The organism is Paracoccus versutus, from assembly GCF_000763885.1.
Lineage (GTDB): Bacteria > Pseudomonadota > Alphaproteobacteria > Rhodobacterales > Rhodobacteraceae > Paracoccus > Paracoccus versutus.
Map to the genome: position 1 here is coordinate 1 of NZ_JRKO01000057.1, position 16,780 is coordinate 16,780.

17 protein-coding genes and 5 pseudogenes are annotated in these 16,780 nt (G+C 65.3%); 11 read left to right on the top strand and 11 right to left on the bottom strand.

Features of this window, described 5'->3' with window-relative positions; translation table 11 throughout:
* Positions 1-979, bottom strand: a pseudogene (locus IT40_RS21130) (peptidoglycan-binding domain-containing protein); the annotation flags it as partial.
* Between the two features lie 518 nt (positions 980-1,497).
* Here IT40_RS21130 and IT40_RS21135 point away from each other — a divergent pair.
* From IT40_RS21135 to IT40_RS21150, 4 genes are all read left to right on the top strand, one after another.
* Entirely contained in the window at positions 1,498-2,025 is a 528-nt protein-coding gene (locus tag IT40_RS21135; RefSeq protein ID WP_036759450.1) for a putative pterin-binding protein, read from the top strand.
* Positions 2,025-3,449, top strand: coding sequence for a sensor histidine kinase (locus IT40_RS21140; protein WP_036759452.1), 1,425 nt, complete (start codon positions 2,025-2,027; stop codon positions 3,447-3,449). Before IT40_RS21135 ends, IT40_RS21140 begins: the two co-directional genes overlap by 1 nt.
* Positions 3,403-4,041, top strand: coding sequence for a response regulator transcription factor (locus tag IT40_RS21145; protein WP_036759453.1), 639 nt, complete (start codon positions 3,403-3,405; stop codon positions 4,039-4,041). Before IT40_RS21140 ends, IT40_RS21145 begins: the two co-directional genes overlap by 47 nt.
* Before the next feature lie 107 nt (positions 4,042-4,148).
* The gene (locus IT40_RS21150; protein ID WP_036759455.1) at positions 4,149-4,490 is read left to right on the top strand and encodes a zinc ribbon domain-containing protein YjdM; all 342 of its coding nucleotides are present in this window, start codon (positions 4,149-4,151) and stop codon (positions 4,488-4,490) included.
* A 188-nt stretch (positions 4,491-4,678) separates the two neighbouring features.
* Here IT40_RS21150 and IT40_RS21155 read toward each other — a convergent pair whose 3' ends face one another.
* Both IT40_RS21155 and IT40_RS21160 read right to left on the bottom strand, forming a co-directional pair.
* Complete coding sequence (locus IT40_RS21155; RefSeq protein WP_036759457.1) at positions 4,679-5,323, bottom strand: 3-oxoacid CoA-transferase subunit B; 645 nt, start codon at positions 5,321-5,323, stop codon at positions 4,679-4,681.
* Entirely contained in the window at positions 5,323-6,060 is a 738-nt protein-coding gene (locus IT40_RS21160; RefSeq protein ID WP_036759458.1) for a CoA transferase subunit A, read from the bottom strand. Before IT40_RS21160 ends, IT40_RS21155 begins: the two co-directional genes overlap by 1 nt.
* Positions 6,061-6,178: 118 nt before the next feature.
* Here IT40_RS21160 and IT40_RS21165 point away from each other — a divergent pair, with 118 nt between their 5' ends.
* From IT40_RS21165 to IT40_RS30250, 6 genes and pseudogenes are all read left to right on the top strand, one after another.
* Positions 6,179-6,757: a LuxR C-terminal-related transcriptional regulator gene (locus IT40_RS21165; protein ID WP_036759459.1), complete on the top strand. Its 579-nt coding sequence runs from the start codon at positions 6,179-6,181 to the stop codon at positions 6,755-6,757.
* Between the two features lie 182 nt (positions 6,758-6,939).
* Entirely contained in the window at positions 6,940-7,077 is a 138-nt protein-coding gene (locus IT40_RS28885; protein ID WP_157034095.1) for a hypothetical protein, read from the top strand.
* An 83-nt stretch (positions 7,078-7,160) separates the two neighbouring features.
* A complete protein-coding gene (locus IT40_RS30935) occupies positions 7,161-7,400 on the top strand; it encodes a DUF6634 family protein (RefSeq protein WP_036759460.1) in 240 nt (79 codons plus the stop codon).
* A gap of 770 nt (positions 7,401-8,170) precedes the next feature.
* Positions 8,171-9,367: pseudogene (locus IT40_RS30940) on the top strand (DUF6634 family protein); the annotation flags it as partial.
* A gap of 62 nt (positions 9,368-9,429) precedes the next feature.
* Positions 9,430-9,516, top strand: a pseudogene (locus tag IT40_RS30945) (alpha/beta fold hydrolase); the annotation flags it as partial.
* Positions 9,517-9,688: 172 nt separating this feature from the next.
* A complete protein-coding gene (locus IT40_RS30250; RefSeq protein ID WP_279432836.1) occupies positions 9,689-10,054 on the top strand; it encodes an alpha/beta fold hydrolase in 366 nt (121 codons plus the stop codon).
* Positions 10,055-10,189: 135 nt separating this feature from the next.
* Here IT40_RS30250 and IT40_RS21185 read toward each other — a convergent pair whose 3' ends face one another.
* A complete protein-coding gene (locus tag IT40_RS21185; protein WP_036759462.1) occupies positions 10,190-11,680 on the bottom strand; it encodes a pyruvate kinase in 1,491 nt (496 codons plus the stop codon).
* Between the two features lie 476 nt (positions 11,681-12,156).
* On the opposite strand from IT40_RS21185, the pseudogene IT40_RS27945 reads away from it, so the two are divergent.
* Positions 12,157-12,372, top strand: a pseudogene (locus IT40_RS27945) (IS3 family transposase); the annotation flags it as partial.
* A 73-nt stretch (positions 12,373-12,445) separates the two neighbouring features.
* On the opposite strand, the gene IT40_RS21190 reads toward IT40_RS27945, so the two are convergent.
* From IT40_RS21190 to IT40_RS21215, 7 genes and pseudogenes are all read right to left on the bottom strand, one after another.
* Positions 12,446-13,294: an MFS transporter gene (locus IT40_RS21190; protein WP_166436134.1), complete on the bottom strand. Its 849-nt coding sequence runs from the start codon at positions 13,292-13,294 to the stop codon at positions 12,446-12,448.
* Positions 13,295-13,322: 28 nt separating this feature from the next.
* Positions 13,323-13,676, bottom strand: coding sequence for a hypothetical protein (locus tag IT40_RS27950; protein WP_147278954.1), 354 nt, complete (start codon positions 13,674-13,676; stop codon positions 13,323-13,325).
* Positions 13,677-13,712: 36 nt separating this feature from the next.
* Complete coding sequence (locus tag IT40_RS21200) at positions 13,713-14,870, bottom strand: TonB-dependent receptor domain-containing protein (RefSeq protein ID WP_166436135.1); 1,158 nt, start codon at positions 14,868-14,870, stop codon at positions 13,713-13,715.
* A 47-nt stretch (positions 14,871-14,917) separates the two neighbouring features.
* Positions 14,918-15,229 (bottom strand): annotated as a pseudogene (locus IT40_RS27955) (transposase); the annotation flags it as partial.
* 56 nt (positions 15,230-15,285) lie between these two features.
* Positions 15,286-15,699, bottom strand: a complete 414-nt coding sequence (locus IT40_RS26965; RefSeq protein WP_243700280.1) for an H-type lectin domain-containing protein — start codon at positions 15,697-15,699, stop codon at positions 15,286-15,288.
* A gap of 101 nt (positions 15,700-15,800) precedes the next feature.
* Positions 15,801-16,073, bottom strand: coding sequence for a hypothetical protein (locus IT40_RS21210; protein ID WP_243700281.1), 273 nt, complete (start codon positions 16,071-16,073; stop codon positions 15,801-15,803).
* Positions 16,074-16,396: 323 nt separating this feature from the next.
* Entirely contained in the window at positions 16,397-16,708 is a 312-nt protein-coding gene (locus IT40_RS21215) for a hypothetical protein (RefSeq protein ID WP_147307325.1), read from the bottom strand.
* Positions 16,709-16,780 lie beyond the last annotated feature (72 nt).

Consider the following 16,780-nt stretch of genomic DNA (forward strand, 5'->3'; position numbering starts at 1 on the left):
GGTCGGGGGCCGGCGTCGGGTCGGGGCGCAATTCGGCCAGCCTGTTTTGCGCGGCCTGGGCAAACTCGCCCTGCGGATAGCGGGCCAGGTAGTCCTGATAGGCGGCGACGGTATTGGCCGCCGCGGCATCGGCCCACAGATCGCGGTCCGACTGCACCGCCCCCAGCGCATCGAGTCGCGCCTTGGCCGCCGCCGAGTAGAGCCCGCCGGGGTAGCGGTCGAGATAGCCGCGATAGGCTGCCGCCGTATCCTCGGCCGCGGCCTTGGCCCAAAGGTCGCGGTCGGCGTCCAGCGGCCCGGCCGGGGCATCGGCGTCCGGTCCGGCCGCGACCAGAACCAGCTGCGCATCGCCGCCCTCGGCCATCGCCAGCCGGTCGTCTGCGCCGACCACATCGCCGACCGAGGTGCCGGGCTTGAGCAGCGCCGCCGCCGCCGCGCTGGTCGCCGCGGGCGGCCCCGAGATCACCGTCACCCCCTTGGGCGGGGTCAGCGGGCCGATGCCGTTCTCCAGCCCGGCCGCATGTTCCATTTCCGCCTCGTCCGAGCCGAGCAGCAGCACCGCGCCCGGCTGCGCCTGCTTGATCAGGTCCAGCACCATGGACAGCGGCACGCCCTGCGAGCCGGCGCCGACCAGGTCGGGCTTGTCGGCATCGGTGCCCATATACCAGCTGTCGCTGCCGCCATGCAGGAAGCGGCCGTTCAGCAGCACGATCCGCGCGCCGGGGGAATCGTCGGGCCGGAGCAGGTCGGCCAGCGCCTGGCGCACGTCCTGGACCACCAGGTCGGCCCCGGCCACGGTGCGGAACCCGGCCGCCTTCATCGCGGCAGAGGCGGCGCCGGCATCGGCATCGGCCAGTTCCGGCGCGTTCTGGTAGCGCGCATTGGCGATCACCACGCCGCGGTTCTCGGCCAGGGCCGGTCCCGCCGCAAGCAGGGCGGCCAGAAAGAGCGACAGGTGACGCATGGCTTTCTCCTTCATCGCGATGCTTCCTGGCCATAAGCGCCGGGCAGCGGAATCGTTCCCGGTTAGACGCGGCGCCCCAAGCCGGCAAGCGGGGCGCGGACACATGGGCGCGAGCGCCCGGCGCTTTCGGCAGGGCTTTGCCGAAGCAGGCCGCCGGATCGGCGGCGGGTCGGGGGGGAACCGGAAGCGGGCGCCGGGGATTGCGGGACCGGATGCCATGGGTGCATCCGCCGGGCGCGGGCGGACCCCGCGGATGGGACGCCAGCGCAACGGCGCAGCGTGGACGGGCAGGGGAGGCGCGGCCATTCCCCTGTTTTGGGGAATGGTGCCCCCCAGCCGCCAGTGCCAGAATGACCTGCGTCCGATCGGGCCGCGCGATTGTCGCGAAATCCCCTCTCACGTCCCGAGGACAGGCGGTTTATCGTAGCGAGTAATCGGCCCTTCGGCCGAAGGTAACGAAACGGCATGCGCGAGCTATACCCCGGTTCGCGCATGTCCTACCCACCGCTGTTTCCTGTCGGAGAGAGGACCAGATGCGTCGCGCGATGAAGACCGTCCTGAGCAGAAGAGACCTTGTCCTGTTCGGATCAATGGCGGCCCTGGCGGCCGTTCTGCCCGCCCCGCGGCTTTTCGCCCGCCCGGCCGGGGCGATGCTGACGATCACCGAACCCTCGGGCAGGGTAAGGCAGCTCGAGGCCGAGGACATTGCCGCGCTGCCCTGGCAGCAGCTCATCACGCAGACCCCCTGGACCGATGGCAAGCAGCAGTTCCGCGGCCCCTTCCTTCGCGACGTGCTGACCAGCGGCGGGATGACGCGGTCGGAACTGGCCGGGCGCAAGCTTCTGATGAAGGCGCTGAACGATTACGGCATCGTGCTTCCGGCCGACGATGCCTGGGATTACGAGCCCGTCCTGGCGCGCGAGATGAACGGCAAGCCCATGCGGGTGCGCGACAAGGGACCGCTCTGGCTGGTCTATCCGCGCGACCAGCGGCCGGACCTGCAGCTTGCCGTCATGGACGAACGCTGGATCTGGCAGCTGTTCGAGATCACCATCCTCTGATGCGCCTGCGCGGTTCCCATTTCGCGCTCCTGACGATTGCCAGCTTTGTCCTGCTGTTCGTCTATTCCCTGTTCCAGCTGGTCAATATCGACCGCGCCTTTCGCGAAGAGATCGTCGAGCGCAACCTCTGGGCCGCGAACCAGGCGGATCGCGAGGCGCAGAACCTGATGCTGACCCTTTACCGCGTCAGCCTGGACCGGGATGTCCAGGACGTGCTGCTGCGCTTCGAGATCCTCTACAGCCGCATCGCGCTGATGGCGGACCGGCCGCAGATCGACTATCTGCGCGCGATCGGCGCGGACGATCTGGTTTTCCAGGCCAAGAGCCTGCTGGAAGAACTGGACGGGGCCTTCATGGCCGAGGACTTCGACGCCACCGATCTGGAGGTGCTGACGCCGCGCGTCGCCGTGCTTTCCTCGGTCCTGCGCGAGATCACCAACATCACCGCGCTGGACGAAAGGATCGACCGCCACGTCCGCCGCGAAGCCCTGCTGCAGATCATGCAATTGCTGCTGCTGGCCGTCGGCGGCGCCTTCCTGACCGGGGTGGTCATGGCCGGCCTTTTGTGGCGCAACATGCGCCGCTCCATGCGCGCGCAGGCGGAACTGCAAGCCCATCGCGCGGAACTGGAAAGGACGGTCGCCGCGCGCACGACCGAGCTGCAGGAGGCGCTGGAGGTCGAGCGCAGGGCCAAGGAGGTCTATCGCAGCTTCATCGTCACCGTCTCGCACCAGTTCCGCACGCCGGTTTCCATCATCCACATGATCGCGCAAAGACAGCTGCGCGGCGAGGAAACGCCGCTTTCGGAAACGCTCAGGCGCAAGTTCAGCCGGATTCTGGACGCGGCGGAACGGCTTGAACGGCTGCTGAGCGGCTTTCTCGCCTCGGCCAGCGTCGAGGGCAAGGACATCGCGCTTTCGCGCCGCCTCGTCGATTTCAACGAGATCGCCCGGATCGCCGCCGAGCAGACCCGGCAAGCCAACCCGGACAGGGTGCTGGAGGTCGCCCTGTCGGACATGCCGCTGCTGGCGGATGCCGATCCCGTGCTGCTGGAGCAGGTGGTGCTGAACCTGCTGTCCAATGCGATGAAATATTCCGAAGCGCCGGCGCCGGTCCGGCTGGATACATGGCGCGACGGCGACCGGATCTTCTGCCGCGTCAGGGATCGCGGCGCGGGCATCCCGCCGGCGGCGCAGGGCGCGGTTTTCGACCGGTTCTATCGCGCACCGAATGTTCACCGATTGCCCGGAGTCGGGGTTGGCCTGAGCCTGGTTCGTGATATTGTCGCGCTGCACGGCGGCGAGGTCACGTTCACCTCGCGCCTGGGTGAGGGGTCGGAGTTCGTTGTCGCCGTGCCTGCCAAGGGGGATCACGTCGATGAATCGGGAGCGCGGGCCGGCGACCATTCTTTGTGTCGAGGATGAGCTGTTCATCCTCGAGGAATTGCAGGAGGAACTCGCGTCCAGGGGCTACAGGGTTCTGACCGCGCGCAACGGCGACGAGGCCGAGGCCATCCTGTCCCGAAGCCGGCCCGACATCGTGCTGTGCGACGTCATGCTGCCGGGCCGCAGCGGCTTCGAGCTGCTGAACGATCTGCGCGCCTCGGGCAGGCTGGCGGAAAGGACCGCCTTCATCTTCCTGACCGCGCTGTCGGATCGCGAGCCGCATCTGGCGGGGCTGCGCGCAGGGGCGGACGATTACCTGACCAAGCCGATCGACCTGGACCTGCTGCATCTCAAGATCGAGAACACCTTGGCCTTCGCGCAGCGGCTTCGCGAAGGCATGGTTCCCGCGGGCGAGCCGCTGGACGTGCGGCTTTCCCGGCGCGAGGAGCAGGTCTTGTCCTTGCTGGGGCAGGGCGAGCGGACCGGGGCCATCGCCTCGCGGCTGGCGATTTCCGAGCATACGGTCAGCCATTATATCAAGGAGCTCTACCGCAAGCTCGGCATCAACAACCGCGCCGATGCCGCCCGCGTGGCGATCTCGCTGGGGCTCGGCACCACGAGCAAGGTCTAGCCGCCGCGCAGGCAAGGGCCCTCGGCCCGCCGGCTGCGGCGGAACGCCCCGGAATGGCGCAGTTTTCGCGATGGCCAAGCGCAGGCCCCAGGGCTAGAGTGGCGCCCATGACCCAGAGCCTGCCGCCGTGCCCCGAATGTTCCTCCACCTATGCCTACCAGGTGGATGCCCTGCTTGTCTGCCCCGAATGCGGGCATGAATGGTCCCAGGATGCGGGATCCGAGCCCGCCGACGAGGTGCGCGACAGCGTCGGCAACGTCCTGAAGGACGGCGACACGGTGACGGTGATCAAGGATCTGAAGGTCAAGGGATCGTCCTCGGTGGTCAAGGTCGGCACCAAGGTGCGCGGCATCCGCCTGGTCGAGGGCGATCACGACATCGATTGCCGGATTCCGGGCATCGGGCAGATGGGCCTGAAATCGCAATTCGTGAAGAAGGTCTCGGAATAGCCCGCCTGGGGCTGCGGGACCGCGGCTGCCGCCGGCCATGCGGAACGAAAAAGGGCAGGGCGGTCGCCCATGCCCTCTCTCCATCCCGAGGCGTGCCGTTCCGGCTTTCTCCGTTCGGCAAATACTCTCGGGGGTGAATTGCGGCTTTGCCGCAAGAGGGGGCAGACAGCCCCCTCCCGTCGCGGGCGTCACCCGACGATCGCCGCCTCGGTCGCGGCGCGCAGATCGGCCTCGCTGACGCCATCGGCCAGCTCGACGATGCGCAAGCCGCCCTCGACCACGTCCAGCACCCCCAGGTTGGTGATGATCCGGTCCACCACCCCCTGGCCGGTCAGCGGCAGCGTGCAGGACTTCAGCACCTTCGATTCGCCGTGCTTCGATGTGTGGTCCATCACCACCACCACCCGGCCCACGCCCGCCACCAGGTCCATCGCGCCGCCCATGCCCTTGACCAGCTTGCCGGGGATCATCCAGTTCGCCAGGTCGCCGTTCTCGGCCACCTCCATCGCCCCCAGGATCGCCATGGCGATCTTGCCGCCGCGGATCATCGCGAAGCTCTCGGCGCTGTCGAAATAGGCGGTCTGCGGCAATTCCGTCACCGTCTGCTTGCCGGCGTTGATCAGGTCCGGATCCTCTTCGCCCTCATAGGGAAAGGGGCCGATGCCCAGCATGCCGTTTTCCGACTGCAGCGTCACATGCACCCCCTCGGGGATATGGTTCGCCACCAGCGTCGGGATGCCGATTCCGAGGTTCACATACCAGCCGTCCTGCAGCTCCCGCGCGGCCCGCGCCGCCATCTGGTTCCGATCCCAGCCCTTGATTGCGGCGGCCATCACGCGGTCTCCTTCCTGCGGGTCGTGTCGAAGACGCGCGAGCGAGTCGTGCGCTGCTCGATGCGCTTTTCGTGGCTGCCCTGGACCAGGCGGTGGACATAGATCCCCGGCAGGTGGATGGCGTCGGGATCGAGGCTGCCCGTCGGCACGATCTCCTCGACCTCGCAGACGCAGATGCGCCCGCATTTCGCCGCCGGCACGTTGAAGTTGCGCGCGGTCTTGCGGAAGATCACGTTGCCGGTCTCGTCCGCCTTCCAGCCCTTGACGATCGACAGGTCGGCGACGATGGCGCGTTCCAGGATATAGGTCTGGCCGTCGAAATCCTTGTGTTCCTTGCCTTCGGCGACCACGGTGCCGACGCCGGTCCGGGTATAGAAGCCGGGGATGCCGGCGCCGCCCGCCCGCATGCGCTCGGCCAGGGTGCCCTGCGGGTTGAACTCCAGCTCCAGCTCGCCCGACAGGTATTGCCGCATGAACTCGGCGTTCTCGCCGACATAGGAGGAGATCATCTTGCGGATCTGGCGCGAGTCGAGCAGCTTGCCCAGCCCGAAGCCGTCGACGCCGCAATTGTTGGAGGCGATGGTCAGGTCCCTGGTCCCCGCCCGCAGGATCGCCTCGATCGCGAGCTCGGGGATGCCGCAAAGCCCGAAACCCCCGGCCGCAATCAACATCCCGTCCCGCAACACTCCCTCAAGCGCAGACCCGGCGCTGGGATAAAGCTTGTTCGATCCTGTCATTCGCACGCCTCGATTTGATTGATCTCCGACGGTCGGCCTTCCCCTCCGCCACGACCGAGCTTGTCGCATGCGGCAGGAATACTCTATCCGTAGGAATACGTAGTCGAATAGGTATTCCATGCAACCAACCGTCCGCCAGCCCGCGGCCAGGGATTACGACAGTCTCGGCTTCCAGAACGCGCCCGATGCCACCCTGGTCCTGGCAGAGCGCGTGATCGTCCGCGCCAGCCTGATGGTCGAAACCGTCTTCGGCTGGACGCCGCAGGAGCTGGCGGGCCGATCCATGCGCTGCCTTTACCCCGGCCAGACCGATTTCGACCTGGTCGGCGAACGCGCCCGCAAGGCGCTGCGCGAGCGGCCGTTCTATCGCGACGAACGCTTCATGCGGCGCAAGGACGGACAGATCGTCTGGATGGAGGGGCGCGGGCGGACCATGGACCAGGCCGACCCGCACCGCCTGGCGATCTGGACCTACCGGCCGCTGGATTCCGCGGTCGGTGCCGACAGCCTGCTGACCGCGACCGAGAAGCGGATTGCCGGCTATCTGGTCAACGGTTTCACCAGCAAGGAGATCGCCAAATCGCTGGGCTGTTCGCCGCGCACGGTCGAGGTGCATCGCGCCAACATGATCCGCAAGATCGGGGTGCGCAACAGTTTCGAACTGGTGCGGCGGCTGCTCGACATTGGCGCAGGCTGAGCGGCATGGACAGCGGCCTGCGTCGGGTGCGGCTCAGGATATCGCCATCGCGGAGGTGGATCGTCCGGGGGGGACGGCAGAAATTTGCGCGGCTGAGGCCGTGGTGATGGCGGCGGGAGTCGGAATATGTTTGATTACATAATTTTGGTTATCGGGGAAATTCAACCCTAGAGTGAAAGCCGATGAAACTCGCGATGTTCTGGAAGCTCGTTGAACTGGCGGCCCAAAAAGAACCTTTTGTCTCCGGAACAGCGGGTTATGCTGAAAGGTCCGCTGAAGATGCTGTCCTGTTCCGAGAATTCACTCGCCCCGGCTGCTGAGCGGCTGCCGCCATCCCCACACGACCATTCGCGGGCCACAACAGCACACGCGTCGATCGCCAAAACGCATTTCGGGCGCATTCATGCCTTGCTTTGTGCAGGCGCGCCCTGCCCCAACGATCTTACACGCGATCATCCTTGAGGCCTGGCAGCCCTGCCTTTTCATGCAAGGGTTTCCTGCGCTTTGGGGTGTGCTGATGGATCATCCCCGCCTCGGGCGCCGCCCTGTGTTGACACCGCGACTGCTGGTGATTGACCGACCTGACGGCTGGGCCCGCAGCTTGCAGGGCCTGATCCGCTTGGGGTTTTCCTTCGCTCAGTAGCGCGCATTCGCTCCCTCACAGCTGAACGGCATCGCGCGCCAAATACGCGTGATCGAGGCCGCAGGCTATGTATCCATCGACCCGAAGATGCTGGAAGGTCTGCTTTCGGACTTCGCGCGAACTGTTCGCCTGATACATGCCTGCCGGCCACGCCCTGCCCGCTTGACTGAATCGCCCTATATCGGTTCTGGCCAGAGTATAGACGACCGATCGCCAGGCTGAGATCTCGCGGGCGCCACGCGATTTCTCGGTCCGGGCCGGTTCGAAAACCCCGCCCGACCTGATCTTCCCCGGCGCCTGATCGCCATCCCTCAAGCCTGCTGCCGCGACCGACCTTTCTTGGCCGACGGCCCCCTCATGACTGGAGTATCCCCATGTCCACCATCCCCTTCATCGAGACCCGCACCTTCAGCCCGAACGAGGGTCGCTTCGAACTCGAGGACCGCTTCAAGCGGCATCTGCGCAAGCTGCGCTGCAAACGGATTCCCCCGGAGCGTCTGGCCCCGCCTGACGATGTCGACGCGCCAAGCGAAAGCCCCGGCATGGATCTGATGGATATCATCGGGATCAGCGCCGACGACGCGGCCCGCATCCGGCGCCGGGTCAAGCGAATCCTGGAGCTGCGCAAGGCCGCCACCGGCCTCGAACACCTGAAGTCGGACGATCGAGCGCGGTTGGACACGGTGAAGAATGGGGTGCGACTGATCTCTATCCCAAGCGAGCATCGGGCTGACGAACTGGCGGCGGCCTTGCACGAGGACATGCCCTGGATGGCCCCGGCCACCGAGGTGGTCTGGCACGCTGCGCGGCGCTCAGTGCGCGAGGGATGGCCGGGCCTGAGGGTGCCGCCTCTTCTGCTCGACGGTCCGCCGGGCATCGGCAAAAGCCACTGGGCGCGGCGCTTCGGCGAACTGCTCTCGGTGCCGACCGCGGTGATCGAAGCCACCGGAGAAAATGTCAGCTTCGGCGTTGTCGGATCTCAGCGCGGTTGGGGCGGATCCTGCCCTGGCAGGCTGATAGAAACGGTGCTGCAAAGCCGCGTCGCCAACCCCGTCATGGTGGTGGACGAGGTGGAAAAGGCCGGTACTGCGGTTTCGATGAAAGGCCACGCCTTCGGGTTGGCAGAGGCGCTTTTGCCGTTGCTGGAGCCGCTGACCGCGACGCGCTGGAGTTGCCCCTATTACCAGGTGAAGTTCGACATGAGCTGGGTGATGTGGGTGTTGACCTCGAACGATCACCGCCGGTTGCCGGAACCCTTGCTTAGCCGTTGCCCGCCGATCCCGCTGCGTCCTCTCACCCTCGCCGAACTACAGGGCTTCGTGCGGCGCGAGGGCGTCAAGCGCACGCTGTCCGAGACGGCCGGCGATCTGCGAGGTCCTCTCCCATCCCTCCCTTCAGCGGCATCACCCCAGCCTGCGGGTCGCCACGCGCATGCTGCAGCGCGCCGCCGATCTGGAACAGCGGCCGGTTCGGCACTGATCCGGCACGTCCATCCTTGCTCATACAGGAGATCAGCCATGAAACTCTCGCCCGAAGACCGCGCCTGGATCGACCAGGCCCTGCAGGCCATCGCCGCTGTCGAAGCCGGCCCCTCGGAAGCGGACATCGCGCATGCGCCGGTTCTGTCGGACTGGAAGCCGTTGATTTCACCGCTCGAGCACGTGATGCTCTGGAGCGAGGTTATCGGCCACCCCATTCTTGGCAACTCAAGCATTACCACCTCGCAGCTGATCGCGATCAATCCCGGGGCCGGTTGGGCCCGGACGGTGTCGCGTTGGTATCAGCTCGCACAGCCCGTCGCTGTCATTGACGCGGTTCTTGCGAAAAACCTTGGTCTGAAGAATCCAACCGCAGCGGCGATCAAGTTCGCCATACCCGGGTTCATTACCCTGGATGAGATGGCGACCCTGGATGAGATCCTGACCGAGAATATCGCACGCATCCGCAAGATCGACGCGGCGGACCGTGCAGCCTCCGGACGCGCCGCGGCCGCGGAGGTTCGGATTGGGCCGATCCCGAAACCTATACGGTGGCGCAGGAGGCGCGGGACGCCCTGGCGCTGCTGGATCATCTGGGGATCGCGCGGGCCGCCGTCATCGGCTCGTCACGCGGCGGGCTGCTGGCCATGGCCATGGCGGCGATGGTGCCCGAGCGCGTGGCGGGCATATGCTTCAACGATGTTGGCCCGGTGCTTCAGCGCGAGGGCTTGCTTCGCATCGGCACCTACATGAGCGTCCGTCCCTCGGTCGCCACGCTGGAAGAGGCCGCCGACCGGATGCCCGCCGCCAATCCGGGCTTCGACCACGTCCCGCCGCTGCGCTGGGAGGAAGAGACGATCCGGCACTACGTCCAGACACCGGACGGGCTGGACCTGCCCTATGACCCGGCTTTGCGCATCGGATTCGACCGTGCCCATGTCGGCGCCGCTGCCCGAGGCATGGGACCTGTTCGACGCCTGCGCGGGGCTTCCGCTGTTACTGCTGCATGGCGAGAACTCCGACGTGCTGAGCCGTGCCACCGCCGACGAGATGCAGGCCCGCCGACCGGACCTGATCCGTGCGGAATTGCCCGGCAGGGGCCACGTCCCCTTCCTCGATGAACCCGACGCGCTGGCCGCGATCCACCGCTGGCTGGATCTGTGCCGGACGAACTGAGAGCATGCTCCGCAGCCCTCCGCCGCGCCGGGGGACCACGCAGAATTGACTGCATACGACCGGCCCCGCCGCCGCTCCTGCGCTGCCCCAGCGCGAATGCCTCGCAGCAAACGGCCCGCTCCCCGACCGGCCAGCCTAGTCCATCAACGGCCAGCTTTGCAGCGGGCGCAGCTGCGGGGTCTTTTTCCGCATATGCCCGCCCATACGGCCGAACAGGCGGTCGAGTTCGGAAATCGCCTCGAAAAGATAAGGGCCCTTGTTCAGCATGACGCATTCGGCCCGCGCCGCCATCGCCGCGTCCGTCATCTCGCCTCGCGAAGGCACGCCTGTCTTGAGATAGCTTTCCAGCACCTGCGTCGCCCAGATCACCGGGATTTGCGCGGCCTCTCCCAGCCACAGGATTTCCTCCTGCATCTCGGCCAGCCGGGTAAAGCCGATCTCGACCGCCAGGTCACCGCGGGCGATCATGATGGCGGTGGGTTGCCCGCCCGCGGCACGGACCACCAGATCGGGCAGGTTCCGCACCGCGCGGGCGGTCTCGATCTTCAGGACCAGGCCCAGCCGGTGCCAGTCGTCTGGCCGCTCGCCGGCAAGCGCCTCTTGCAGCCGCACCACGTCCTCGGGCTCCTGCACGAACGAGAACTCCACGCCGTCCGCATGATGGGCGATGAAGCGCAGCGCCTCGACATCATCGCCGGTCAGGGCCGGGACGCTGAATTCCGTGTCGGGAAAGTTTATGCCCTTTTCCGGCTTCAGCTTGTAGCCCTTGCCCTCGGGACCGGCGGTGATCTCGGCCAGCACCCCCCAGGGTTCGCGCCGCACCACCCGAGCCTGCAACTTGCCGTCGTCCACGAAAAGACGATGGCCGGCATCGGTGGCCAGCAGGGCCTCAGGCAGGGTGCATTCGATGGCGGGCAGATCGGGATCGGCCTGGCCCAGTTGCCCCGGCAGGGCGAGGGCCAGTTGCTCGCCCAGGATGACACGCTTCAGCCCCTTGCTCTTGCGGATCGCTCCGGTGCGGATCTTGGGACCGGCCAGGTCCATGAAGACCTTCATGCGGCGACCGGTATGCTCACCTGCCTGGACGACATGGGCGATCATCTGTGCCCAGTCCTCTTCCCCGTCATGGGCGCAGTTGATGCGAACCGCCTCGACGCCCAACTCGGCAAGTTGCCGCAGGAAGCCGGGGTTGTCGGCCGCTTCCGAGGGCAGGGTCACCATCAGCGGCACCGGCCCGTGAAGCGAGGGCTGGCCCAGCAGCTCGACGGTGCGGGCGGCGATCCGCTCTTCGCCGGCGAAGAAATCGGGATCGGAGCGCATGCCCGAGGGCGGATTGCCGGCAAGGGCCTGCAGCGCCCGCACCACCGCGTCGAGGGTCGGCAGCACCCGCCCCTCGGCCCGGCCCAGCGAGGACAGGCCCTGGGCCATCAGCCGCCGCTGCAGGGGCCGGATCTCGTGCCGCCGGAACGCGAGATAATAGGCGAAATTTTCGGCGCTCGGGGCAAAATCGTCGCGCGTGATCCAGCCATCCCAGCGGCGCAGGATCTCCTGCGCCTGGGCGGCGACGTCGCCGCGCAATGCCTCGACTTCCCGAAGAATGTCCAAAACGTCCGAATCCTGATCCATGAGACCCTCCTTGCGCGAGCGTAAGGCTAGACGGGCTGCATGACATGGCGGTAACTGCTGGCTGGCGTCATAGCCCGCCCTGCACCAACTGAAATGTTGCCACGAAAATAAAATGACGACGGCTCAAGGATGCGAACCTATCACAACACGAACAGCCAGCGATCAGGGCGCAAAGGGCGGGCAGCTGATACTCGGTAACGCGGCAGAAAAGCTTCCACAATTGGCGCGACACCGCCGCGCGGGTTCCCCGCGCTGGATAGGTCCGGTTGGCGCTTGTGTGTTGGTTGCGGGCTCCCCCACCCTTGATTTGAACCTTTTGCGCCAAAATTTGGACAATATATTGATATTCCCTGGTAATGTCTCTTGTCTTGGGAGCTTTCCGCGCAAATACGAGAAGCGCGCCGTTTGGCGCACTGTACGCAACATGCTGATTTATATTTATGTTTTTAGATCTATTTGGTTGCAGGAACCGCTGCTATGGACGCTATGGCTATCGCAAGATCGCCGAACTCCTGCGCAGCCCGGCCGGCTGGGTTGTCAACGACAAGCGTGTCGAGCGGATCTGGCGGCAAGAGCGAAGCAATCGATCCAGTGAATCGATTGCCCGCCGAACGGTTCCGGCGAAACAACCGAAGCGAGGCCGGCTTTGGCTCGACGGCGGATCATGCATCCACCTGCGCGCTGAACGGCCCGCTCGGCTACAAGCCACCGCCACCCGAGGTCTTCATCCCCGCCTGTCCAACGCGGCCAACATTACACTAACAATCAAAATAGAACCGCCATCGGGGGCCGATCAGCTCCACCAGTCGCCCGATCCCGGATGCGGCCATGCGCTCCGCGCCGGCGCATCGATAGCGCAGCCAAAGCCGAGCCTCCAAGCCCCGCCGTGGCCGCGGCCGCGCCAGAGAGATAGCCGATCCAGTCTAGCGGCATGCCGGCATCGACCAGATAGGGCCCCTCCATGGTCTTCACCAACCCTTCCGAGGCGCGATAGAACAGCGCAAGCCCCAGCATGCTGACCGCCTCAAGCCGGGCCATGAAGCGCCGCAGGCTGGGGCGCGGCCGGGCCAGCGGCGGGGCCGCGTCCTCATGCATCAGCGGCAAGACCAGTAAGGGCAGCAGGGTCAGTCCGGCCATGACGGTCATGGTCGCCCGCCAGCCGATATGCTGATACAGCACCAGGCTCAGCGTGCCGCCAACCAGGACCGAGGCTGCCACGGCGCCGCCCTGGATCGCGTTTCCGGTCGGCCGTTCCTCCGGGCGCAGTGACAACACCGCATAGCCGTCGGTGGCGATGTCCTGCGTCGAGGTCAGCAGGATCAGCGCCAGGGCGATTACGACCAGTGCCGGGATGTCTGTCGGCTGGATCATCCCCAGCCCCAGCACGCAGGCAGCACTGCCCAACTGCGTGGGCAGGATCCATGCCCGGCGCGGCCCCAAGGGAAGCGGGCGGAACCGCTCGATCAGCGGCGCCCACAGGAATTTCAGCGCCAGAGGCAGCAGCAACAGCGAGAGCATGCCGATGGTGGCGCGCGACACCCCCTGCTGGCGCAGGATCGGCGGCACGGCGGCAACCAGCACATAGCAGGGCACGCCCTGGGCCAGATACAGCATTGCCAGCACCTGATAGCGCCGCAGTCGGTCAGCCGATGAGCCGGTCATGGAAAGCGAGGAAGGCGCGGGTGGCGGCGGGGATGTCATCGTGAACCTCGACGGGGATGGACCAGAAATTGGCGAAGGCCGCGCGCTGGCGCTCCGAAGGCTGGTCCGACATCAGGACCAGTGCCCGGATACGGGCCGAAAACTCGGCCCGGCTGGCTTTGGCGGCAAGGTTCTGCTCGACCTCGCCTTGATGATCAAGGCGGAAGCCGCGCAGATCGCAGAACAGCACAAAGCGGCATTCATGCGCTGCGAGCCGAGGAAACAGCGTCAGATAGAAGGCGCTGTCCTGTGGTGATTGCGGTAGCTGAAAGCGCAAGGCCAGCGCCGAGGGCACCGGCCGCGCCTCATGGCGGCCCAGCAGGATCATGGATCAGAAGCTCATCCGATAGCTGACGGCGACAGTCCGCCCCCAACCCTCGGTCACCGCGTTACGGGTCGCGGTGGCGGTCGGGTTGACATAGTCGCGATCGAACAGGTTCTCGACAGCCAATGTCAGCATCCCCTGGCCCAGTTCTCGCGACAGGCTGGCATTGACCAGCGTGACGCTGGGCAGTTCCAGCTGCCCTTCGGCACGGTCCCGGCCACCCAGATACATGGCTTCGGCCCGGCCGATCCAGCCGGCGAAATCCCGTGTCACGCCCAGCCACACCCGGACCGGCGCACCAATGCGGTTGTTGCCCAGCCAGACCTCGATCTTGCCGTCGCCGTCCGAATCGTAGCGGCCTTCGCGAAAACCGATCATCCCGTTCAGTACCGTCCCGGATGCCAATGTCCAGACGCCCTGCGCCTCGACGCCCCAGATGCGTTCCTTCTGCTGGCTGACACGGTTTGTGATCGGATCGAAGTTCACCCCATCGTCCGAGGTCGAATAGAAGGCCGAGACCTGGCCGTTCCAGTCGCCGCCGTCATGGCGCAGGCCCAGTTCGTAGGTGTCCACCACCTGCGGCTCGGGCGCAATATCGACATAGGACAACGCATAGGTGCCGGGTGTGGTGCAGCGATAGGCGGCGCCGATCAGCGGGTTGTCATTGCCATAGGCGGTGCAGATCTCGGCCATCGAGTTCATGCCGGCGCGGCAGGTGAAGCTGCCGATATCGGTCGGCGAGTAACCCTGCGACCACCCCCCAAAGACTTGCGTCGTCGGGGCTATATTCGCGGTAAAGCCCAGGTTCCCCGTCCATTCGTCAAAGTCGAATTCGCCCCCGGTGACCGAGACCGGCGCCAGGTCCAGCCCAATGCCATAGGCCGGGAAATAGTAATAGGCACGCGGCCGGGTGAAATCGCCGACGCTCAGCTTGAAGCGGTCATAGCGCACCCCCCCGGACAGGGTGATGGCGTCGTTGACCGGCAGCGTCAGTTGCGCATAGGCGGCAGTTGAGCGGTTCTTCAGCGGCGTCGCCACATCCTGCCCATCGATCAGCTTTTGCGTGGTCTTGTCCCGGCCGAATTCGAGCCCCCAGCTGAGGCTGGCCTCGCGGCCCAGGATCGACAGGTCGCTGTCCACGCCGATGTTCAGCGTGGTGCGCAAGCTTTCCAGCTGGGTCTGGTTCCAGGGCGCGGTCGGGTTTGTCGGGTCAGCACGCCGATCCAGCGACAAAGCTCCACGAACTCGGCACAGGTTCGGCGAATGGCCGGGCCGTTCTCGCGCCGGAAATCGGCGATGGTCTTGTGGTCGGGCACCAGCCTGCCGATCAGCCACATCACCTCGACATTGCGCCCGGCCTCGCGCTCGAAGCGTCGACTGGACGGAATACGGTTCAGGTAGCCATAGATGAAAAGCTTGAGCAGCACCGCCGGGTGATAGCCTAGCCGACCAGCCTGGGCGGCCGCGTGGCGATGAAAGCCGAGGGCGGCAAGGTCGAGTTCATCGACGACGCGGACAATGCGGCCTTACCATTTCAACAGGTGATCGGCAGCCACCGCGGCGGCTGCCGATGGTATCGTCAGGGGGCGAGCTCGCCGTTGCCGCGCGAGCCGCGCACCGCCGAGGGCGGCAGCTTGGTATAAGCCTCCCCCACCGCCTGCCAGGACACTGCCGCGCGCGCAATATGCGTATCTCCCCAGGTCGAGAACTCGATCGAGAACCCCTGCGGCGTCACATCGGCCGCGCGCAGCCAGAACCGCAGGTTCTGGTCATGGGCGCTATCGACTCCTGTGAGCCCCAGGTTGATCAGTGGCACATCGGCGAAAGTCACGCGAAATGCGATGTTCAGCCGCACCATCCGGTCGCCATCCGACGACCACATCGGCAGCCCAGCATCGACATGATTGAACAGCTCGTCCGAAGCCTGGATGATCTGCATGCCGCCCAGCAAGACAATGTTTTGCGCAAACTGAAGTTCTTGTTTTTCCGACAACGTTTCGGTCCGTTGCTCTGGTTCCAGTGCAGTGTCGGCGTGACTCCTGTCCCGTCCGAGGACAGGGTGGGAACGCCCCGTCCGGGATATTCCTGCCGCGATCACAATGCGACGTCAGCAGTCCGGCGGTTCACCGGCTCCCCGTTCTTTTCGCGCAGCCCCTCGTTTAGGCAGATCTGGTCGGCGGTTTCGACACTCATCGATTCCGGGCGCTGGATCGCACGGTCCCAGCGAACGAGATCCTTGGTGTAGAGCTGACAAACCACGGGGCCCGCAGCCGTCTCGACGGTGACCGGAGGGCTTTCGTAATCCTTCGGATCAATCGAACAGGCGGCAAGAAACACAAGCGCCAATGCAAAGATATATTTTACCATACTCATTCACCTTCTTGTTATATAATTCGCGTCACGTTGACGAACCAACCGCAGCAGCGGCATTTCTTTTCAGTTTCCGTAGCTCGATCGGAGGAGTGAATCCACCGCATCGATTTCTCATCCCCGCGTGGCCAGAAAGCAACTGGACTTGCAGACGAATACCCACAGGGCAGCGAAGGTAGCGCATCCTGCCAAGATATATATGACAATTACTCCCCATATTCCTGCCCCTGCCAGACCACCGATCACGGCAATCGAAAAAGTAACGACGCCGCACGCGATGGCAAGAACATTGGCGGAAGCCGGATGGAGTTCATTGTCATTCACGATACAGCACCCATATTGGAGCTTATCTGCGGTTTATCCGTCATCATGACTGACATGATTGATGCCAGACTGGTTATGATCTGGCGCGTCTCGTCGTCCGGCAGAATCCTCGCCGTGGCCGAGATAACTTCCGCGGCCTCCTGCAAAGCATCACATTGACCATCCCGGCACCCCTCGGAGTACCAATGCTGCTTTCGTTCGCGATCCATATAAAGATCAACGAGCACCCGCCATTCAGAATCGGAAACGAGCGGATGGGCATACTCACTGATCAACCGATTGTGCGACTTGTTAACTGCTCTACTCATTGTCGAAACCAGATTACCTTTTACTCCCCCGAAATTGGCAGGGCACTTTGCGGATTATCGGAGACAAGCCGG

Excerpts from the sequence above, each read along its gene's own strand:
- IT40_RS21190 (WP_166436134.1), bottom strand. The coding sequence starts at position 13,294 with ATGCTGTATCTGGCCCAGGGCGTGCCCTGCTATGTGCTGGTTGCCGCC.
- IT40_RS21185 (WP_036759462.1), bottom strand. The coding sequence starts at position 11,680 with ATGGATCAGGATTCGGACGTTTTGGACATTCTTCGGGAAGTCGAGGCA.
- IT40_RS28885 (WP_157034095.1), top strand. The coding sequence starts at position 6,940 with ATGAAACTCGCGATGTTCTGGAAGCTCGTTGAACTGGCGGCCCAAAAA.
- IT40_RS21160 (WP_036759458.1), bottom strand. The coding sequence starts at position 6,060 with ATGACAGGATCGAACAAGCTTTATCCCAGCGCCGGGTCTGCGCTTGAG.
- IT40_RS21165 (WP_036759459.1), top strand. The coding sequence starts at position 6,179 with ATGCAACCAACCGTCCGCCAGCCCGCGGCCAGGGATTACGACAGTCTC.
- IT40_RS21215 (WP_147307325.1), bottom strand. The coding sequence starts at position 16,708 with ATGAGTAGAGCAGTTAACAAGTCGCACAATCGGTTGATCAGTGAGTAT.
- IT40_RS30935 (WP_036759460.1), top strand. The coding sequence starts at position 7,161 with ATGCCTTGCTTTGTGCAGGCGCGCCCTGCCCCAACGATCTTACACGCG.
- IT40_RS21140 (WP_036759452.1), top strand. The coding sequence starts at position 2,025 with ATGCGCCTGCGCGGTTCCCATTTCGCGCTCCTGACGATTGCCAGCTTT.
- IT40_RS21135 (WP_036759450.1), top strand. The coding sequence starts at position 1,498 with ATGCGTCGCGCGATGAAGACCGTCCTGAGCAGAAGAGACCTTGTCCTG.
- IT40_RS21145 (WP_036759453.1), top strand. The coding sequence starts at position 3,403 with ATGAATCGGGAGCGCGGGCCGGCGACCATTCTTTGTGTCGAGGATGAG.
- IT40_RS21210 (WP_243700281.1), bottom strand. The coding sequence starts at position 16,073 with ATGGTAAAATATATCTTTGCATTGGCGCTTGTGTTTCTTGCCGCCTGT.
- IT40_RS21155 (WP_036759457.1), bottom strand. The coding sequence starts at position 5,323 with ATGGCCGCCGCAATCAAGGGCTGGGATCGGAACCAGATGGCGGCGCGG.
- IT40_RS21150 (WP_036759455.1), top strand. The coding sequence starts at position 4,149 with ATGACCCAGAGCCTGCCGCCGTGCCCCGAATGTTCCTCCACCTATGCC.